This window comes from Jatrophihabitans sp. (assembly GCF_036388195.1).
Taxonomy (GTDB): domain Bacteria; phylum Actinomycetota; class Actinomycetes; order Mycobacteriales; family Jatrophihabitantaceae; genus Jatrophihabitans_A.
Genome location: NZ_DASVSG010000108.1, coordinates 1 through 13,887, shown reverse-complemented (window position 1 = coordinate 13,887; position 13,887 = coordinate 1). Strand labels below are relative to the sequence as shown.

The 13,887-nt window shown below is 71.4% G+C and carries 18 protein-coding genes; 13 read left to right on the top strand and 5 right to left on the bottom strand.

Translation table 11 applies throughout. The features are described 5' to 3' along the window. Positions 1 to 11: 11 nt before the first annotated feature. The 5 genes from VF612_RS11135 (at position 12) to VF612_RS11115 (ending at position 3,119) form a co-directional block, all read left to right on the top strand. Positions 12 to 392 carry a phage holin family protein gene (locus VF612_RS11135; protein ID WP_408659921.1) on the top strand — a complete coding sequence of 127 codons (381 nt, stop codon included), beginning with the start codon at positions 12 to 14 and terminating at the stop codon, positions 390 to 392. A 113-nt stretch (positions 393 to 505) separates the two neighbouring features. Next, positions 506 to 925 carry a hypothetical protein gene (locus VF612_RS11130; RefSeq protein WP_408659920.1) on the top strand — a complete coding sequence of 140 codons (420 nt, stop codon included), beginning with the start codon at positions 506 to 508 and terminating at the stop codon, positions 923 to 925. After that, a complete protein-coding gene (locus VF612_RS11125; protein WP_408659919.1) occupies positions 922 to 1,530 on the top strand; it encodes a CHAP domain-containing protein in 609 nt (202 codons plus the stop codon). The genes VF612_RS11130 and VF612_RS11125 overlap by 4 nt, the downstream gene beginning before the upstream one ends. A gap of 87 nt (positions 1,531 to 1,617) precedes the next feature. Further along, the gene (locus tag VF612_RS11120) at positions 1,618 to 2,388 is read left to right on the top strand and encodes an ABC transporter ATP-binding protein (protein ID WP_408659918.1); all 771 of its coding nucleotides are present in this window, start codon (positions 1,618 to 1,620) and stop codon (positions 2,386 to 2,388) included. Further along, complete coding sequence (locus VF612_RS11115) at positions 2,385 to 3,119, top strand: ABC transporter permease (RefSeq protein WP_408659917.1); 735 nt, start codon at positions 2,385 to 2,387, stop codon at positions 3,117 to 3,119. Before VF612_RS11120 ends, VF612_RS11115 begins: the two co-directional genes overlap by 4 nt. 71 nt (positions 3,120 to 3,190) lie before the next feature. Here VF612_RS11115 and VF612_RS11110 read toward each other — a convergent pair whose 3' ends face one another. From VF612_RS11110 to VF612_RS11095, 4 genes are all read right to left on the bottom strand, one after another. Continuing rightward, entirely contained in the window at positions 3,191 to 3,355 is a 165-nt protein-coding gene (locus tag VF612_RS11110) for a hypothetical protein (protein WP_408659916.1), read from the bottom strand. 471 nt (positions 3,356 to 3,826) lie between these two features. Beyond that, complete coding sequence (locus VF612_RS11105) at positions 3,827 to 4,540, bottom strand: GAF and ANTAR domain-containing protein (RefSeq protein ID WP_408659915.1); 714 nt, start codon at positions 4,538 to 4,540, stop codon at positions 3,827 to 3,829. 227 nt (positions 4,541 to 4,767) lie between these two features. Further along, the gene (locus VF612_RS11100) at positions 4,768 to 5,292 is read right to left on the bottom strand and encodes a DoxX family protein (RefSeq protein WP_408659914.1); all 525 of its coding nucleotides are present in this window, start codon (positions 5,290 to 5,292) and stop codon (positions 4,768 to 4,770) included. 77 nt (positions 5,293 to 5,369) lie between these two features. Continuing rightward, complete coding sequence (locus tag VF612_RS11095; RefSeq protein WP_408659913.1) at positions 5,370 to 6,377, bottom strand: NAD(P)/FAD-dependent oxidoreductase; 1,008 nt, start codon at positions 6,375 to 6,377, stop codon at positions 5,370 to 5,372. Positions 6,378 to 6,436: 59 nt separating this feature from the next. On the opposite strand from VF612_RS11095, the gene VF612_RS11090 reads away from it, so the two are divergent. From VF612_RS11090 to VF612_RS11080, 3 genes are all read left to right on the top strand, one after another. After that, positions 6,437 to 6,877 carry a VOC family protein gene (locus VF612_RS11090; RefSeq protein WP_408659912.1) on the top strand — a complete coding sequence of 147 codons (441 nt, stop codon included), beginning with the start codon at positions 6,437 to 6,439 and terminating at the stop codon, positions 6,875 to 6,877. 65 nt (positions 6,878 to 6,942) lie between these two features. Continuing rightward, on the top strand, positions 6,943 to 7,338 hold the full coding sequence (locus VF612_RS11085; protein WP_408659911.1) for a hypothetical protein: 396 nt from the start codon (positions 6,943 to 6,945) through the stop codon (positions 7,336 to 7,338). A 29-nt stretch (positions 7,339 to 7,367) separates the two neighbouring features. Then, positions 7,368 to 7,673, top strand: a complete 306-nt coding sequence (locus tag VF612_RS11080) for a DUF3817 domain-containing protein (protein ID WP_408659960.1) — start codon at positions 7,368 to 7,370, stop codon at positions 7,671 to 7,673. Positions 7,674 to 7,756: 83 nt separating this feature from the next. On the opposite strand, the gene VF612_RS11075 is transcribed toward VF612_RS11080, so the two are convergent. Continuing rightward, positions 7,757 to 8,305: a sigma-70 family RNA polymerase sigma factor gene (locus VF612_RS11075; RefSeq protein WP_408659910.1), complete on the bottom strand. Its 549-nt coding sequence runs from the start codon at positions 8,303 to 8,305 to the stop codon at positions 7,757 to 7,759. A gap of 152 nt (positions 8,306 to 8,457) precedes the next feature. Between VF612_RS11075 and VF612_RS11070 the strand changes: the two genes are divergently transcribed. The 5 genes from VF612_RS11070 (at position 8,458) to VF612_RS11050 (ending at position 13,777) form a co-directional block, all read left to right on the top strand. Beyond that, the gene (locus tag VF612_RS11070) at positions 8,458 to 9,132 is read left to right on the top strand and encodes a zf-HC2 domain-containing protein (protein ID WP_408659909.1); all 675 of its coding nucleotides are present in this window, start codon (positions 8,458 to 8,460) and stop codon (positions 9,130 to 9,132) included. Continuing rightward, positions 9,129 to 11,111, top strand: coding sequence for a copper resistance CopC/CopD family protein (locus VF612_RS11065; RefSeq protein ID WP_408659908.1), 1,983 nt, complete (start codon positions 9,129 to 9,131; stop codon positions 11,109 to 11,111). Before VF612_RS11070 ends, VF612_RS11065 begins: the two co-directional genes overlap by 4 nt. A gap of 64 nt (positions 11,112 to 11,175) precedes the next feature. Beyond that, the gene (locus VF612_RS11060; protein ID WP_408659907.1) at positions 11,176 to 11,688 is read left to right on the top strand and encodes a copper chaperone PCu(A)C; all 513 of its coding nucleotides are present in this window, start codon (positions 11,176 to 11,178) and stop codon (positions 11,686 to 11,688) included. Continuing rightward, a complete protein-coding gene (locus VF612_RS11055; protein WP_408659906.1) occupies positions 11,689 to 12,345 on the top strand; it encodes an SCO family protein in 657 nt (218 codons plus the stop codon). It abuts the gene before it with no gap. A 13-nt stretch (positions 12,346 to 12,358) separates the two neighbouring features. Next, a complete protein-coding gene (locus tag VF612_RS11050; protein ID WP_408659905.1) occupies positions 12,359 to 13,777 on the top strand; it encodes a MauE/DoxX family redox-associated membrane protein in 1,419 nt (472 codons plus the stop codon). Positions 13,778 to 13,887: the final 110 nt, after the last annotated feature.

Genomic DNA, 13,887 nt, shown 5'->3' with positions numbered 1-13,887 from the left:
AGGAGGGCGCCATGTTGGTGCGGTTGGCGATCCGGCTGCTGCTGCTCGCGGCGGTCATCGGGGTGGTGGCGGTCATGGTGCCCGGCATCGAGGTCAACGGCGGCTTCGGGGCGCTGCTGTGGATCTCGGTGCTGTTCTCGGTGGTGAACGCGATCCTGGGGCCGGTGTTCAAACTGCTCAGCCTGCCGCTGATCGTGCTGACCCTGGGCCTGTTCCTGCTGGTGGTCAACGCCGCGCTGCTGGCCATCACCGCCGGGCTCAGCAGCCACCTGGACGTCGACAGCTTCCGGGCGGCGGTGCTGGGCGGGTTGTTGATCGCCGTGTTCAGCTGGCTCGCGATGTTGGCGCTGCCGAGCCGGCGAGACGAGTGGCACCGGCGGTACCGGTCCTGAGATAGCCGGTCAGCGCCCGCCGTCGAAGACCTGGAGTGAGCCGAGGTTGTTATGTCAGTTCCAGCTATGGCGCGCTGCGTCGAATGCGAGGACGATCACCCAGACCGCTGCTGATGGGGGATCAGATGGATATCGCAGGCACGCCGGAGGTCCGCGCAGCTCGAAGGATGTTCGAGCAAGCGTGGATGGCCAAGCATCCGAGCACGCAACCGCCAGCGCTGTATCCGGCACATCCGGAGGATCCGCTGTGGCGTGAGGCGGACCAGATGATGGATGCGGCGCTTGCGCAGGCGTACCAGAACCTGGCGTCCAACTCGGGGTTCAAGGCGGCCGTCAACGCGCCGATCTGGACGGCTGCCCCCGGCTACATCGGCTGCCCGAAGAACCACAGTTTTCCGATGTCGGCGCAGTACTGCCCCAAGTGCGGCGCCGGGCCGGTCCCACCGGGTATCCGGCTGCAGGCCGAAGAGGCCGCCAGACGGCTGGGCGAGCGTGCTGGTCTGGGAATGCTGCGGGCCGGAGGCATCGGGTGAGCACCCCGGACACGCCGGCAGACGCCCTGGCGGACGTCGAACCGGTCGACTCACCGCAGCAGCAGCCACCTCCGACGGATGCCGCGTTCGCCGGGGCGGTGGAGGTTGGCCTCGACACCACCCTCGACACCACCCTCGACACCACCAAGGAATCGGTCCGCTCCCTGATGGCCTCCGCCGACCCGCGGGTGATGAAGGCGCTGCGCTACGCCGGGGCCGAGCTTCGAGCCGGCGTCTGCGAGCAGGGCGAGAACGGCGGTGTGCCCCATCAGCGCTATGTCCGCTGGTTCGGCAACTATCCGCCCAGTCCGTGGTGCGCGTACTTCGTGTCGTGGTGCTGGGACAACGCCACCGACCGCAACCGGCGCACCCCGTGGGACACCCCGGGCGCGGTGCGGTCGGTTCACACCTGGGCCTCGCAGCACGGCAAGCTGGTGAGCCGACCCCAGGCCGGCGACGTCTTCGGCGTCGGCAGCGATCACATGGGCTGGGTGTGGTCCGCCGGCGGCGGTGAGATCGTCACGATCGAGGGCAACACCTCAAGCGGCTGCGTGCGCAGTCATCGACGCCCCACATCCGGACTCTGGTTCGCGCGGATCGCGTAACGCGCAGTCAGATCCGCCGGGGTATTCCAGGCAGGGCGTAATCTTCGGCGCAAATAGGGGTGTCCGTCGGAGTTTCCGGAGCTGCGTATGGCCGAGCCAGCAGTCGCCGTGGAGAACCTGGTCGTCTACCGGGGCAAGCGCCAGGTGCTGTACGACCTGAGCTGCGCGGTGCCGGCCGGGCAGGTCACCGGCCTGCTCGGGCCCAGCGGCGGCGGCAAGACCACCTTGCTGCGCGCGATCGTGGGGGTGCAGCAGGTCCGGTCCGGAACGGTCACCGTGCTCGGCCTGGCGGCCGGTGACCGGGCGCTGCGGACCCGGATCGGCTACGTCACCCAGGCGCCGTCGGTCTATGCCGACCTGTCGGTGCGCGACAACCTGCGGTACTTCGCCGCGCTGACCTCGGGCGCGGACCGGATCGATCAGGTGCTGGCCTCGGTCGACCTGGCCGACCGTGCCGGCGACCGGGTGGACGCGCTCTCCGGTGGCCAGCGGGCTCGGGTGTCGCTGGCGTGCGCGCTGGTCGGGTCACCGCCGCTGCTGGTGCTGGACGAACCCACGGTGGGGCTGGACCCGGTGCTGCGGCGGGACCTGTGGAACCTGTTCCACGACCTGGCCCGAGCCGGCAGCACCGTCCTGATCAGCAGCCACGTGATGGACGAGGCGGCCCGCTGCGACCGGTTGCTGCTGCTGCGCGAGGGCCGGCTGTACGCCGACGACACCCCGGCCGCGATCCGGCAGCAGACCGGCGCGGACGACTTGGAAGAGGCGTTCCTGCGGCTGGCGTCCCAGCAGTCCGAGCAGTTCGAGCAATCCCAGCAGTCCGAGCAGTCCGAGCAGTCCGAGCAGGCGCCCCGATGAACCCGTCGATCACCCTGGCCACCGCGTGGCGGGTGCTGCGGCAGCTGCGCAACGATCCGCGCACCATCGCGATGCTGGTGGTCGTCCCGAGCGCGCTGATGATCCTGCTGCGCTACATCTACGACGGCTCGCCGCGGACGTTCGACAGGATCGGGCTGTCGCTGCTGGGTGTCTTCCCGTTCGTGGCGATGTTCCTGGTGACGTCGGTGGCGATGCTGCGCGAGCGCACCAGCGGCACCCTCGAGCGGCTGTTCACCACCCGGCTGGCCAAGCTGGACCTGCTGATCGGCTACGCGCTGGCCTTCGCCGCCGCCACGGTCGTCCAGGTCGGCGTGGTATCCCTGATCTCGTTCGGCTGGCTGGGGCTGAGCGCGCCGGCAGGCGTGGGCTGGGTGCTGGTGCTGGCCATGGCCAGCGCGCTGCTGGGGATGGCGATGGGCCTGTTGGTGAGCGCCTTCGCCCGGACCGAGTTCCAGGCGGTGCAGTTCCTGCCCGCGGTGGTGTTGCCGCAGTTCCTGCTGTGCGGGCTGCTGACGCCGCGCGCGCAGATGGTGGACCTGCTGCGCTGGCTGAGCAACGTGCTGCCGATGTCCTACGCGGTCGAGGGGCTGGGCCGGGTCGGGCAGGGCACCGTCGATGCCGTGTTGATCCGCGACGTCCTGGTGGTGGTGGCCTGCATCGTGGCCGCGCTGGCGCTGGGCGCGGCCACGCTGCGACGCCGGACGTCCTGACCCCGGCGGTCCTCAAGGCGTCAGCGGCGAACGGCCGCGACGGCCCTGCGCGATCAGCCGCGCCGCTCTGCTCAGCGCCGCCGGGCTTGCGAGCACCGCATCCGCCGGGCCGGCCCGGGCCGTGGGCGGCCTGGTTCAGCCGCCGCAAAGGCGAAGAACGATGCCAATAACCGGTCGGCGGCCAGTTCCCGCTCGACCTCGGTCAGTTTCGAGTGCTCTTCCTCAGACAGCGCCATGGGATTCTCCGGCGGGCAACAGTCACCGACCGGGCAGTAGCCGTCGGGACTCAGAGAGGCGCGCGACTTCTCCGCGCAAGCCGGCGGACGCCAAGAGATCGCTTGCTTGGGGCTCTCATCGCCGACAATAGGCTTTTACACTTACTCGCTTTGCCTGCTGCCCGCAAGAGCCCTGGCCTGTGCCGCCGCGCGAGGGGCGCTCTGGAGGATCGGCCGACTAGCCCGGCCGCTACTGCTGATCACCGAATGTAATGACGTGACAGCAGGCCGTTGCCATTGGCAGGCATCTCCAGTAGACAGGAAGGACGACGACACCCTAGGGAAACCTTGAACAGTCAGGGCCCGAGCTAAACAGAAGCTAAGGGGTGTCGCGCTGCTCCGACCCAGTGACGAGAACGCCTGGGGCATGGTGAAACAGGGCATCAAGCAGAAAGCCCAGGACATCCTGCCCTAGCGTTAGCCCGAGCAGCGCTACTGGAGCTTGGGAAGCTCCAGGGTGCCGGTGTCAGCGACATCGGCGGCGATCTGGGACAGCTTGCGGTGGGTGTGCTGGCTGGTGATCCGCAGCAGGTCGAACGCCTGTTCCCGGGTGATCCTGTGCTGCGACATCAGCACGCCCATCGCCACCCCGATCTCGCGGTTGCTCTCCAGCGCCCGGGCCAGATGGGCGGCGGTGTCGCCGCGGCGCAGCGCCGACAGCGCCAGGGCGCCATGAGTGGCCAGCAGCAGGCCCGTGGTGATGGCGGCCTCGTCGAAGGCGTCGGTCTTGCTGGAATACAGGTTGAGACCGGCGATCAGGTCGTCGTCTTCGAGGAACATCCGGTAGGACAGCATGCTGCGGATGCCTACCTCCTCCACGGCGCGCCGCCCGAAGTCCGGCCAGCGCTGCTCCTCGGCAAGGTCGGGGCAGTGGTAGGTGGTGTTGTCGACAATGGCATCGACGCAGGGGCCGGAGCCGAGCTCGTACTGGATCGCGTCGACCTTGAGCGGCACGTCGCCGGTCTCGGCCACCGTCTTGAAGGCCCCGGGCCGGCCGCGGGTGATCGCCGCGTGCTCGGCGCCCTGGACCACCCGCACCGCGTTGCTGGTGATCGAGTTGAGCACACTCTCGGCAGGGGCGGACTTGACCACGTGGGGCTCGAGGCCGGCGAAGGCCGCGGCAAGTTCTTGCAACGCGGAAGCCATCAGTTCACGCCGATCGCGGGGGGTGCCGTCATGCGTGTCCTCATTAAGATGTCTCCAGCAAGCTGGCGCGAAAAAACGAATCGCCCTTGCCAGGGCAAGGACGCTGCTGTCCCCGGTTATCGACTGTACGCTCCCGGTGATGGGCGCGCTGACCATCTTCATGGCCTGATCGCCCGGACGTGGCTGCACGCAGCCGCGACGCGGAGCGCGCGCGAGCAGTCAGAGCGTCAGATCGGAAGCTTCTCCCGGACGTTGTGGGAGGCCGATTGCAGCGCCAGCTCGGTGTCCCGGCGCAGCCCGCTGGCCGCGTGGCTGAGCACCCGGGGTGTGCGCCTGGCCCACCAGCCCAGCGACGGGCGCCCGGCGGTGTCGACCGAGGCCAGCAGCAGCCCGCCGAGCAGGCCGCCGTTCTTCATCAGCTGCTGCCGGTGCTGGGCCCGCCGGGCCGGATCCTGCTCATCCCAGAACGGGTGGCCGGCGACCGTGGTCGGCACCAGGCTGACCGCGAGCACGGCGGCCGAGATCCGGGGCAGCTTGCCGAAGGCCAGCATGGAGCCCGCGATCACCTTGGCGGCTGCGTCGATCTTGACCACCTGCTCGGTGTTGGACAGCTGCGGCACCCGGGCGAGCAGCGGGTTCACCACCCGGTCGGCAGCCGCAACCCGGCTGGTGGGCTTGCGCAGGGTGCTCACCCCACCGGCGATGAAGGGGGCGGCCAGGAGCGGGCGGGCGAGGGCGCGGACGAGAAGCATGGAACCCATCATGCCAACTCCGGGCCGGTGGCGTCACCTCGGTGTCAGCGCTGCCCTCCTCAGCTTCCCGGTCGGCCTCAGCTTCCCGGTCGGCCCAGCCGCCGTGCCACCGCCTGGCCCAGCAGCAGGCCGGACAGGAACGCCGCCTCCACCCGCGGCCGCTCCGACCACCCGTCCCCGCAGGCCCCGACCAGGCTCGGCCACAGCTGGAAGCTGGCCGCCCGGCCGGCCGCGGGCTTGGCGTGCGGCCATCGGTCCAGCCGCGTCCAGGACGGCGCGGTGTCGATGTCCAGCACGTCCTGCAGCGCCTGCAGCAGGGCCTGGGCTGCGTCGTCCTCGTCCTGCGTGGCGAGCTGGGTGGCGTCGTCCTCGTCCTGGGTGGTGAGCCGGGAGGCCGCCCAGGACGTCGTGGAGTGCGCGACGAGCACCGGCGCCCCGTCCCCGCGCCGGCTGCCGTCGTCGGCGATCCAGGACAGCCGCTCGTCGCCGTTGACGAACATGCCGTCGAAGCGGCGCCAGACGCGCTCCGGCCAGCCCGCGCTGAGCACCAGCACCGGATCGAAGCGGGCGTACAGCCCGGCCCGCTCGGCGGCCAGCGCCGGCTGCAGGATCGCTCTGGCCTGCGGGTCCGGCATCGCCAGCAGCACCGCCGAGGCGGGCCGGCCGTCCACGGTGAGCCCGGACCCGGCGCGGGCGACGAGCTCGACGCCGGCCCGTTCGACGCTGAGGCCCGCGGTGTCGGCGAGATCCTGAACCAGGGCGCGCAGGCCGGCGTCGGCGGCCCACCGCGACGGACCCGCGGTGCGCCGGGTGGCGCCGTGCTCGTACACCTCGAAGGTGTCGGACCAGGGCCTGGCCAGGCCCCGTCGCTGCCAGTCCCGGACGACGCGGTCGAAGCGGTCATCGGACACCGTGAAGTACGAGGCGCCGGTGTCGACCGGGCGGCCGGCGTGCTGCGGGCTGTCCATCCGGCCACCGGGCTGCCCGGCACGGTCGAGCACCTGCACTGCCACGCCGGCCTCGGCAAGCGCCCGGGCGCAGCTGATGCCCGCGATTCCCGCGCCGACCACGATCACCGGATCCATCCCGCCAGCCTGCCAGCTGCCGGCGCAGGCCGTCTCGGAGGCGGTGGCATGATCGCTGGATGCCGATCACCACCGCCTACTCCCACGTCCGCCTGACCGTGACCGACATCGCCCGCTCCCGAGCCTTCTACGAGCAGGTGTTCGGGATGCCGATTGCCCTGGAGGTGCCCGAAGGCGCGGACGAGGCCACCCGCGAGCAGCTGAGCTTCCTGTTCGGCGGCGTGATCTACCGGGTCGGCGCCGCCCTGTTCGGGCTTCGTCCAGCAGCGCCGGCCGGAGACCGCTTCGACGAGAACCGGGTGGGCCTGGACCATCTCGCCTTCCTGGTCGACGGGGTGGCCGATCTGGAGAACATCGCCCGCTCGCTGGACGAGGCGGGGATCCCCCACGCCGGGGTGAAGGACATCGGGCTGGCCCACATCCTGGAGTTCCGCGATCCGGACAACATCGCCCTGGAGCTGTACGCCTGGAAGCCCGGACGGCCCCCGTTCGAAAGCTGAGCCCGGACGGGGCAAACCCGCCAGCGCCCTGGCTGGCCGCCAGCGGCAGGACGTACCGTGATGGCGTGTCCGGACGTCCGAGCAAGCTGACGCTGCTGCGGCCGAAGTGGCTGCTGCTGCACCTGGTGACGCTTGCCGTCTGCGCGGCGATGATCTGGCTCGGGCACTGGCAGTGGCGGGCCGCCATCCGGCACCACGGCGACCTGCGCAACTATGCCTACGCGCTGCAGTGGTGGGCCTTCGTCGGCTTCACCGTGCTGATGTGGTTCCGGATCGTCTCTGACCGGGGGCGGCCGGCCGGGGACGCCGCTGCCGAGCGGCCGTCCGCGGCCCCGGCGAGCCGGTACCGGGGCTACACCCAGGCTCCGTCCAGCCCCGCGGAGGAGACCGATCCGGAGCGGCGCAGACTCAACGCCTACCTGGCGCAGCTGAGCGCCGCCGACCGAGAGGCCACCGAGTGACCAGCACCACGACCGCCAGCCAGCGTGGTTTGTCCGCGGCGCTCCTGCGCTACCGGATCCTGGCGTTCGTCACCGGGGTGATGCTTCTCCTGCTGGCCTTCGTGGCCATGCCCATGAAGTACCTGGCGCACCAGCCCGGCCCGGTCTCGGTGATCGGCACCGCGCACGGCTTCCTGTTCATGGTGTACCTGGTCACGGCGCTGGACCTCGGCATCCGGCTGCGCTGGCGCTGGCTGAAGCTGGGCCTGGTGATGCTGGCCGGCACGATTCCGTTCGCCTCGTTCATCGCCGAGCGGCGGGCTTCGGAGGAGGTCCGCGCACGGGGACGGGTTTGAGTTCGGCCGCAGATCCCGCCTGAGCAGCTCTGCAGGGGTTCCGGGTCTTGAGCAGCTCGGCAGGGGTTTCGGTCTCGAGGAGCTCAGCCGGCGCTGCGGACGGCCCGCACGCCGCCCTCGCCGAGACCGGCCACCAGCGCGTCGCGGGCTCGCGCCACCCGGGATCGGATGGTGCCCACCGGGCAGCCGATCACCTCGGCCGCCTCGGCATAGGCCAGCCCCAGCATCTGGGTCAGCACGAACGCCTCCCGGAACGGCGCGTCGAGGCTGTCGAGCAGCAGCCGCAGGCTGACCGTGTCGGCGGGGTCAACGGCGCGTCCGGGCAGCTCCAGCTCGGCGACCGGGGTGCTCGGACGTCGGGTGCGGATGGCATCGGCGCAGACCCGCCGGGCGATCGAGAGCAGCCAGGTGCGGGCCGAGGACCGGCCGGCGAACCGGTGCAGGGACGCGAAGGCGCGGGCGAAGGTCTCCTGGGTCAGGTCCTCGGCGTCGGAGTAGCTGCCCAGGTGCGCGCAGAGCCGCCAGACGTCGCCCTGGCAGGCGCGGACGAACGACGTCGCGGCCTCGGAGTCACCGGTCCGGGCCCGCAGCGCCGACAGCGTGACGGCGTCGAGATCCTGCTCTGGCGGCACCGGGTCTCCTTCCGGGAAGTGTTGAGGCGGGTGTGAAGGCAATTCGACGTGCGGGCGCGAACGGATGGGTTCGTCTGGTGTCTGCACCCTAACCCCGTGACCCTGGCCACAGGACGGGAACTGAACAGCCGGTGCATCCGACTGTCCTGAGCATGACCTGTGAGCCCTACCGGGAAGCCGCGTCGGCCCGTCTGGACGGCGAGGCTCCCGGCATGCCGAGCGTAGTGCTGGACGAGCACCTGGCAGGTTGTCAGGAGTGCTCTACCTGGCTGGCGACAGCCACCCGGGCCGGACGGCTGTTGCGGGTGTCCGGCGCCACGCCACCGGACCTGAGCGAGCAGATCCTGCGCGACGCCGGGCTGCCCGCGGCCCGGTTGCTGCGGCGGCGACGGTTGCTGCAGCTCGGCCTGGCGCTGGTGGCCGTCCTGCAGTGGGCGCTGGCGGCGCCGGGGGCGTGGGGGGCGAACATCGGGATGGACGCGGCGATGCACATGGGCGCGCACCAGGCCCACGAGAGCGCGGCCTGGAACGTCGCGGTCGGCGCCGCCCTGCTTGCGGTGGCCTTGCGGCCGGCCCGGGCAGCCGGCACCGCGCCGATCCTGCTCGCGTTCGTGGTGGTGCTCGCGGTGCTCAGCGTGCCCGATCTGCTGGCCGGCGCGGTCACCGGCGCCCGGCTCAGCAGCCATGCCGGGGTGGTGCTGGGGTTGCTGCTGGTGGCCGTCCTGGCGCGCGCCGAGCGGGTGCCCACCCCAGGCCGGCCGGCGGCCCGCAGCGATGGCTCCAGCCTGTCGCGGGCCCTGCCGCGCCGGGATCGGGGGGCCGCGTGAGGCGGTGGCTGCACGTCCTGCTGGCAGTCCTTGGCGCCCTGGTGCTGGGCGTCCTGCTGGCCCCGCCTGCGTCGGCGCACACCGTGCTGGTGGGCTCGGACCCGGCCGACGGCAGCAGGCTCACCCAGTCGCCGGCGTCGGTGACCCTGCGGTTCAACGAGCAGGTCGGGCTGCAGCTGGGCTACCTGCGGGTGGTCGACTCAGGCGGCCGGCGGGTCGACAAGGGGTCCCCGACCCATCCGGGCGGCAACGGCAGCTCGGTGACGGTGGCGCTGAGGCCGGGGCTGGGTGACGGCAGCTACCTGGCCAGCTTCCGGGTGATCTCGGCGGACTCGCATCCGGTGGCCGGCAGCATCCGGTACGTGGTCGGCGACGGGCCGCTGGATCTCGGCACCGGGACGTCCGGGTCGGCGCCGGTCGACCGCGCGGTCTCGACCGGCCTGGCGGTCAGCCATTGGCTCAGTTTCGCCGGGGTGGGGATGGTCGGCGGCAGCTGGCTGGTGTTCACCCTGTGGCCGGCCGGTAGCTACCGTCGCTCGATCCGCCGGCTGGTCTGGGCCGGCTGGGGCTTGGCCGCCGCCGGCGCCGTCACCGAGTACCTGCTGGAAGGGCCGTACGGGGCCGGGACGGGGTTGTCGACGCTCGCTGACACCGGCCTGCTCGATGCCAGCCTGCACGGCAACGCCGGCCAGCTGCTGTCGCTGCGGGTGCTGCTGCTCGGAGTGCTGGGGATGGTGCTCGCCTCGCTGTTCGACGGCGACCCGCGGCGCCGGCCGAGTGGCGGGCCCGGGGCGGCGGCCACCGTCGGGGCGGCGATCGTGGTGACGTTCGCCGCGACCGGGCACACCCAGTCGGCCAGTCCGCGCTGGCTGTGGGTGCTGGTGGACGCCCTGCACCTGAGCGCCATGATCATCTGGCTGGGCGGTTTGGTGGTGCTGCTCACGGCGGCGCTCAGCCGTGCCGGGTCTGACCCGGTTGGCTTTGGGAGGGCTGGTTCGGGCGGGGACGCCTTGGACGGGTCTGCCTCGGGCGGGGACGCCTTGGACGGGTCTGCCTCGGACGGGTCTGCCTCGGACGAGCCCGCTCCGGACGGGGCCGGCTTGGTGGGCGCCGATGCTGACCGGGCGCAGCTGGCGGCCGGGCTGCCGATCTTCTCCAGGATCGCGATGGTGTGCATCGCCACCCTGGCGGTGACCGGCACCCTGCAGGCCTGGCGCGAGGTCGGGGCGCTCGACGCGCTCACCACCACCCAGTACGGCCGGCTGGTGCTGCTGAAGGTGGCGCTGTTCGTCGCGGTGCTCGGGCTGGGGTACCTGGCCCGGCGGGCGGTCCAGCGTAGGAACGCGCCGATCACCGCGAGCACGCCGGTCGCCGAGAACGTGCCCGTCACCGCGAGCGCACCGGTCACCGCGAGCGCGATGCCCGCGGCAACGACGGCAACGACAGCCACCCCGACCGGAGCAACGACAGCCCCTACGTCCAGAGCAACGACAGCCACGACGTCCGAAGCCACCACAGCCGGGTGGGGCTCCGGGCTCGGATTGCCGTCCGGGCTGAGCCGCACGCTGCTGTGCGAGGTGGTGATCGGCGCGCTGGTGCTGGCCGCGACCGGGGTGCTGGTCTTCCAGCCGCCGGGCAAGGTGGCGTTGGCGGCCGAGCGGAGCAAGCCCCGGCACGCGACGGTCCAGGTCAGCGCGGTCACCCGGGCGTCGGTCGACGTCGCGCCCGGGGTGCACGGCAACGTCCGGATCGCGGTGCGGCTCAGCGGCGGCCCGCGTCCGATCGGGGTCACGGCCACCGCCAGCCTGCCGTCCCAGCAGCTCGGGCCGATCCCGGTGGCGCTGCAGGCGAGCGGGCCGGCCAGCTACGTCTCCAACGACGTGCTGCTGCCGGTCGCCGGGGTCTGGGAGCTGACCTTGACCGTCCAGACCTCGGAATTCGACTCGACGGTCGCAGTCGCCCGGGTCGAGGTGTCCTGAGAGATGTGTGCCGCATGACGCATCCGGCGTTCTCACAGCGAAGTCATGGCGAGGCTGAGGGATCATGGACGCCGTGAAGCGCCTTCCGTTGCCGCTGGTCGCCGCGGTCCTCCTGATCGTCGCGGGCCTGGCCGGCCTGGTCCGGGGAGCCATCCCGCAGGCGGCCGGAACCGACGCTGCTGCCCCCGCCGTGCCGCGCGGGCCGATCGTGGTGAGCGGCGCCTACGTCCGCGAGCCGGCGAACGGGATCAATGCCGCGGCGTACTTCACGATCTACAACACCACCGGCGTCGCGGACGTGCTGACCACGGTCCAGTCCGGAGCCGGGGCGCAGGCCAGCCTGCACGTCGAATCCTCCGGCGCGATGCGCAACAGCGCCGGGCTCAGCATTCCGGCGCAGGGGAGTGCCGCCCTTTCGCCGGGTAAGGGGCACGTCATGATCGAGAAGCTCTACGGCCCGCTCAAGCCGGGCCAGAGCGTGAACTTCCAGCTCACCTTCGCCAAGGCCGGGCAGCTGCTGCTGACCGCCCCGGTGATCGCGGTGACCGCGCCGGCCCCGATCGCCGTGGCGCCGTAGATGAGCCGACCACGTGCCGCCGCCGCGGTGCTCGCCGTGCTGGCCGTCCTGTCGGTGGCCGGCTGCGGATCCGACGGCTCCACCGGACCGAGCAGCACCGCCACCGAGGTCCGCGGCGAGCTCAACGACCACACCGACAGCACCTACCAGGGCCTCGCGCTGACGCCGCCGCGGCCCCGGCCGCAGTTCACCCTGACCGACACCGCGGGACGGGAGTTCCGGTTCGGCGCCGAGACGGCCGGCAAGCCGACGCTGCTGTTCTTCGGCTACACCACCTGCCCGGACGTCTGCCCGACCACCCTGGCCGACATCGCCAACGGGCTGCGCCAGGTGCCCGAGGAGGTGCGCAAGCAGACCCAGGTGGTGTTCGTGACGACCGACGTCAAGCGCGACACCGCCGCGGTGATCAAGAGCTACCTGGCCAAGTTCGATCCGGGGCTGCCGAACAGGTTCATCGGGCTGCGCGGGACCCAGTCGGAGATCGACGCCGCGCAGGTCGCCGCGCACGTGACACTCGCCGAGGACGAGGGCCGGACCCATTCGTCCCAAGTGCTGCTCTATGGTACGGACGACTACGCACGGGTGGCGTTCCTGCAGAGCAACAACGAGGCCGCGCAGGTCGCCCACGACCTGCCACTGGTGGCTGACATCAAGTAAGGGGTTCTACGACGTGAGGTTCCCAGCGCTGTCCGCCCGGCTGTCCCCACGTGGAGACCGACTCAGCTGGGCGGGCCTGGCCGTCCGGGTGGTGCTCGCGGCGGTCTGGGCCTGGGCCGCGCTGGCCAAGATCGGCGACCCACGCCGCTTCGTCCAGGTGGTGCGGGCCTATGACGCCACCCCGGAGTGGCTGAGCAAGGCGATCGGCTACGGCCTGCCGACGCTGGAGCTGGTGCTGGCCCTCCTGCTGCTGTTCGGCCTGATCACCCGGTACGCCGCGATCGTCAGCGCGGCGCTGCTGCTGGTGTTCCTGGCAGGGATCGTGCAGGCGGCTGCCCGCGGCCTGGAGATCCAGTGCGGCTGCTTCGGCCGGGGCGGCGGGCCGACCACCTCGACCAGCTACACCCTGGACATCCTGCGCGACCTGGCGCTGCTGGCGCTGTCGGCGTACCTGATCCGCTGGCCGCTGAGCAGGCTGTCGGCCGACAAGGCGATCATCGACTCCGAGCGGGTGCCCGAGCTCACGGCCAAGCAGGCCCGCAGCGAGAAGAACGTCCGCCGGTACCGCTCCGCGGTGGCTGCCGCCGAGGCGGAGCTGCGGTACAAGCAGCGCTACATCGCGGCCGGAGCGGCAGCGGTGGTGCTGCTGGTGACCCTGATCGGGGGTGGGGTACAGGGCAGCCGGGCCAAGATCTCCAGCGACGTCGACGCGGCGAACGCCAGCAGCGCGACCGGGGTCAGGGTCGGCAACCAGCAGGCGCCGGTGCTGGTGGACCTCTACGAGGACTTCCAGTGCCCGACCTGCAACGCGCTGGAGCAGAGCGGGCTGGCTACCAACCTGGCGGCCAAGATCAAGGCCACCAACATCAAGGTCAACTACCACGTGATGTCGTTCCTGGACTCGCTGTCCAACGGCAACAAGTACTCGTCCCGGGCGGCGAACGCCGGGTACTGCGCCGCGGACCAGAGCCCTGAGACCTTCCAGAAGTTCCACGACATCCTGTACGGCAAGAACGCCTCGGGCCAGAACAACCAGCCGGCGGAGAACAGCAAGGGCCGGCCGGACTCGCAGCTGATCGCCTGGGGCAAGGAGGCGGGCATCACCAGCGCCAGCTTCTCCACCTGCGTGACCGCGAACGAGCACAAGGACCTGGTGGCCGGGGTGACGGAGGCTGCGTCCAAGCGGGGCGTCAACGGCACGCCAGCGGTGTTCGTGGACGGGAAGCGGGTCGGTTCTGCCGGTGTGACGGTGGCCGAGATCGACAGCGCCATCTCGGCGGCGCTGGCCAAGGCCAAGTCCACCGCGGCGCCGTCCCCGACGGCTACGCCCACCGGGACCTCGCGGGCTCCGAGCAGCCCGGCTTCGTCGGGCACGCCGGCGTCCAGCCCGAGCCGGTCGGCGTCCCCTTCGGCGACCAGGTCCACGCAGTAGCTCTCGCGCCTGCTGCGGGGTCTTTGCGGGCCTGCGTGAGGCCCACAGTCGCTGGTAGCTGTTCGGCTGTGACGCAGAGAGGGCCGGTACCTGATCGGTACCGGCCCTCT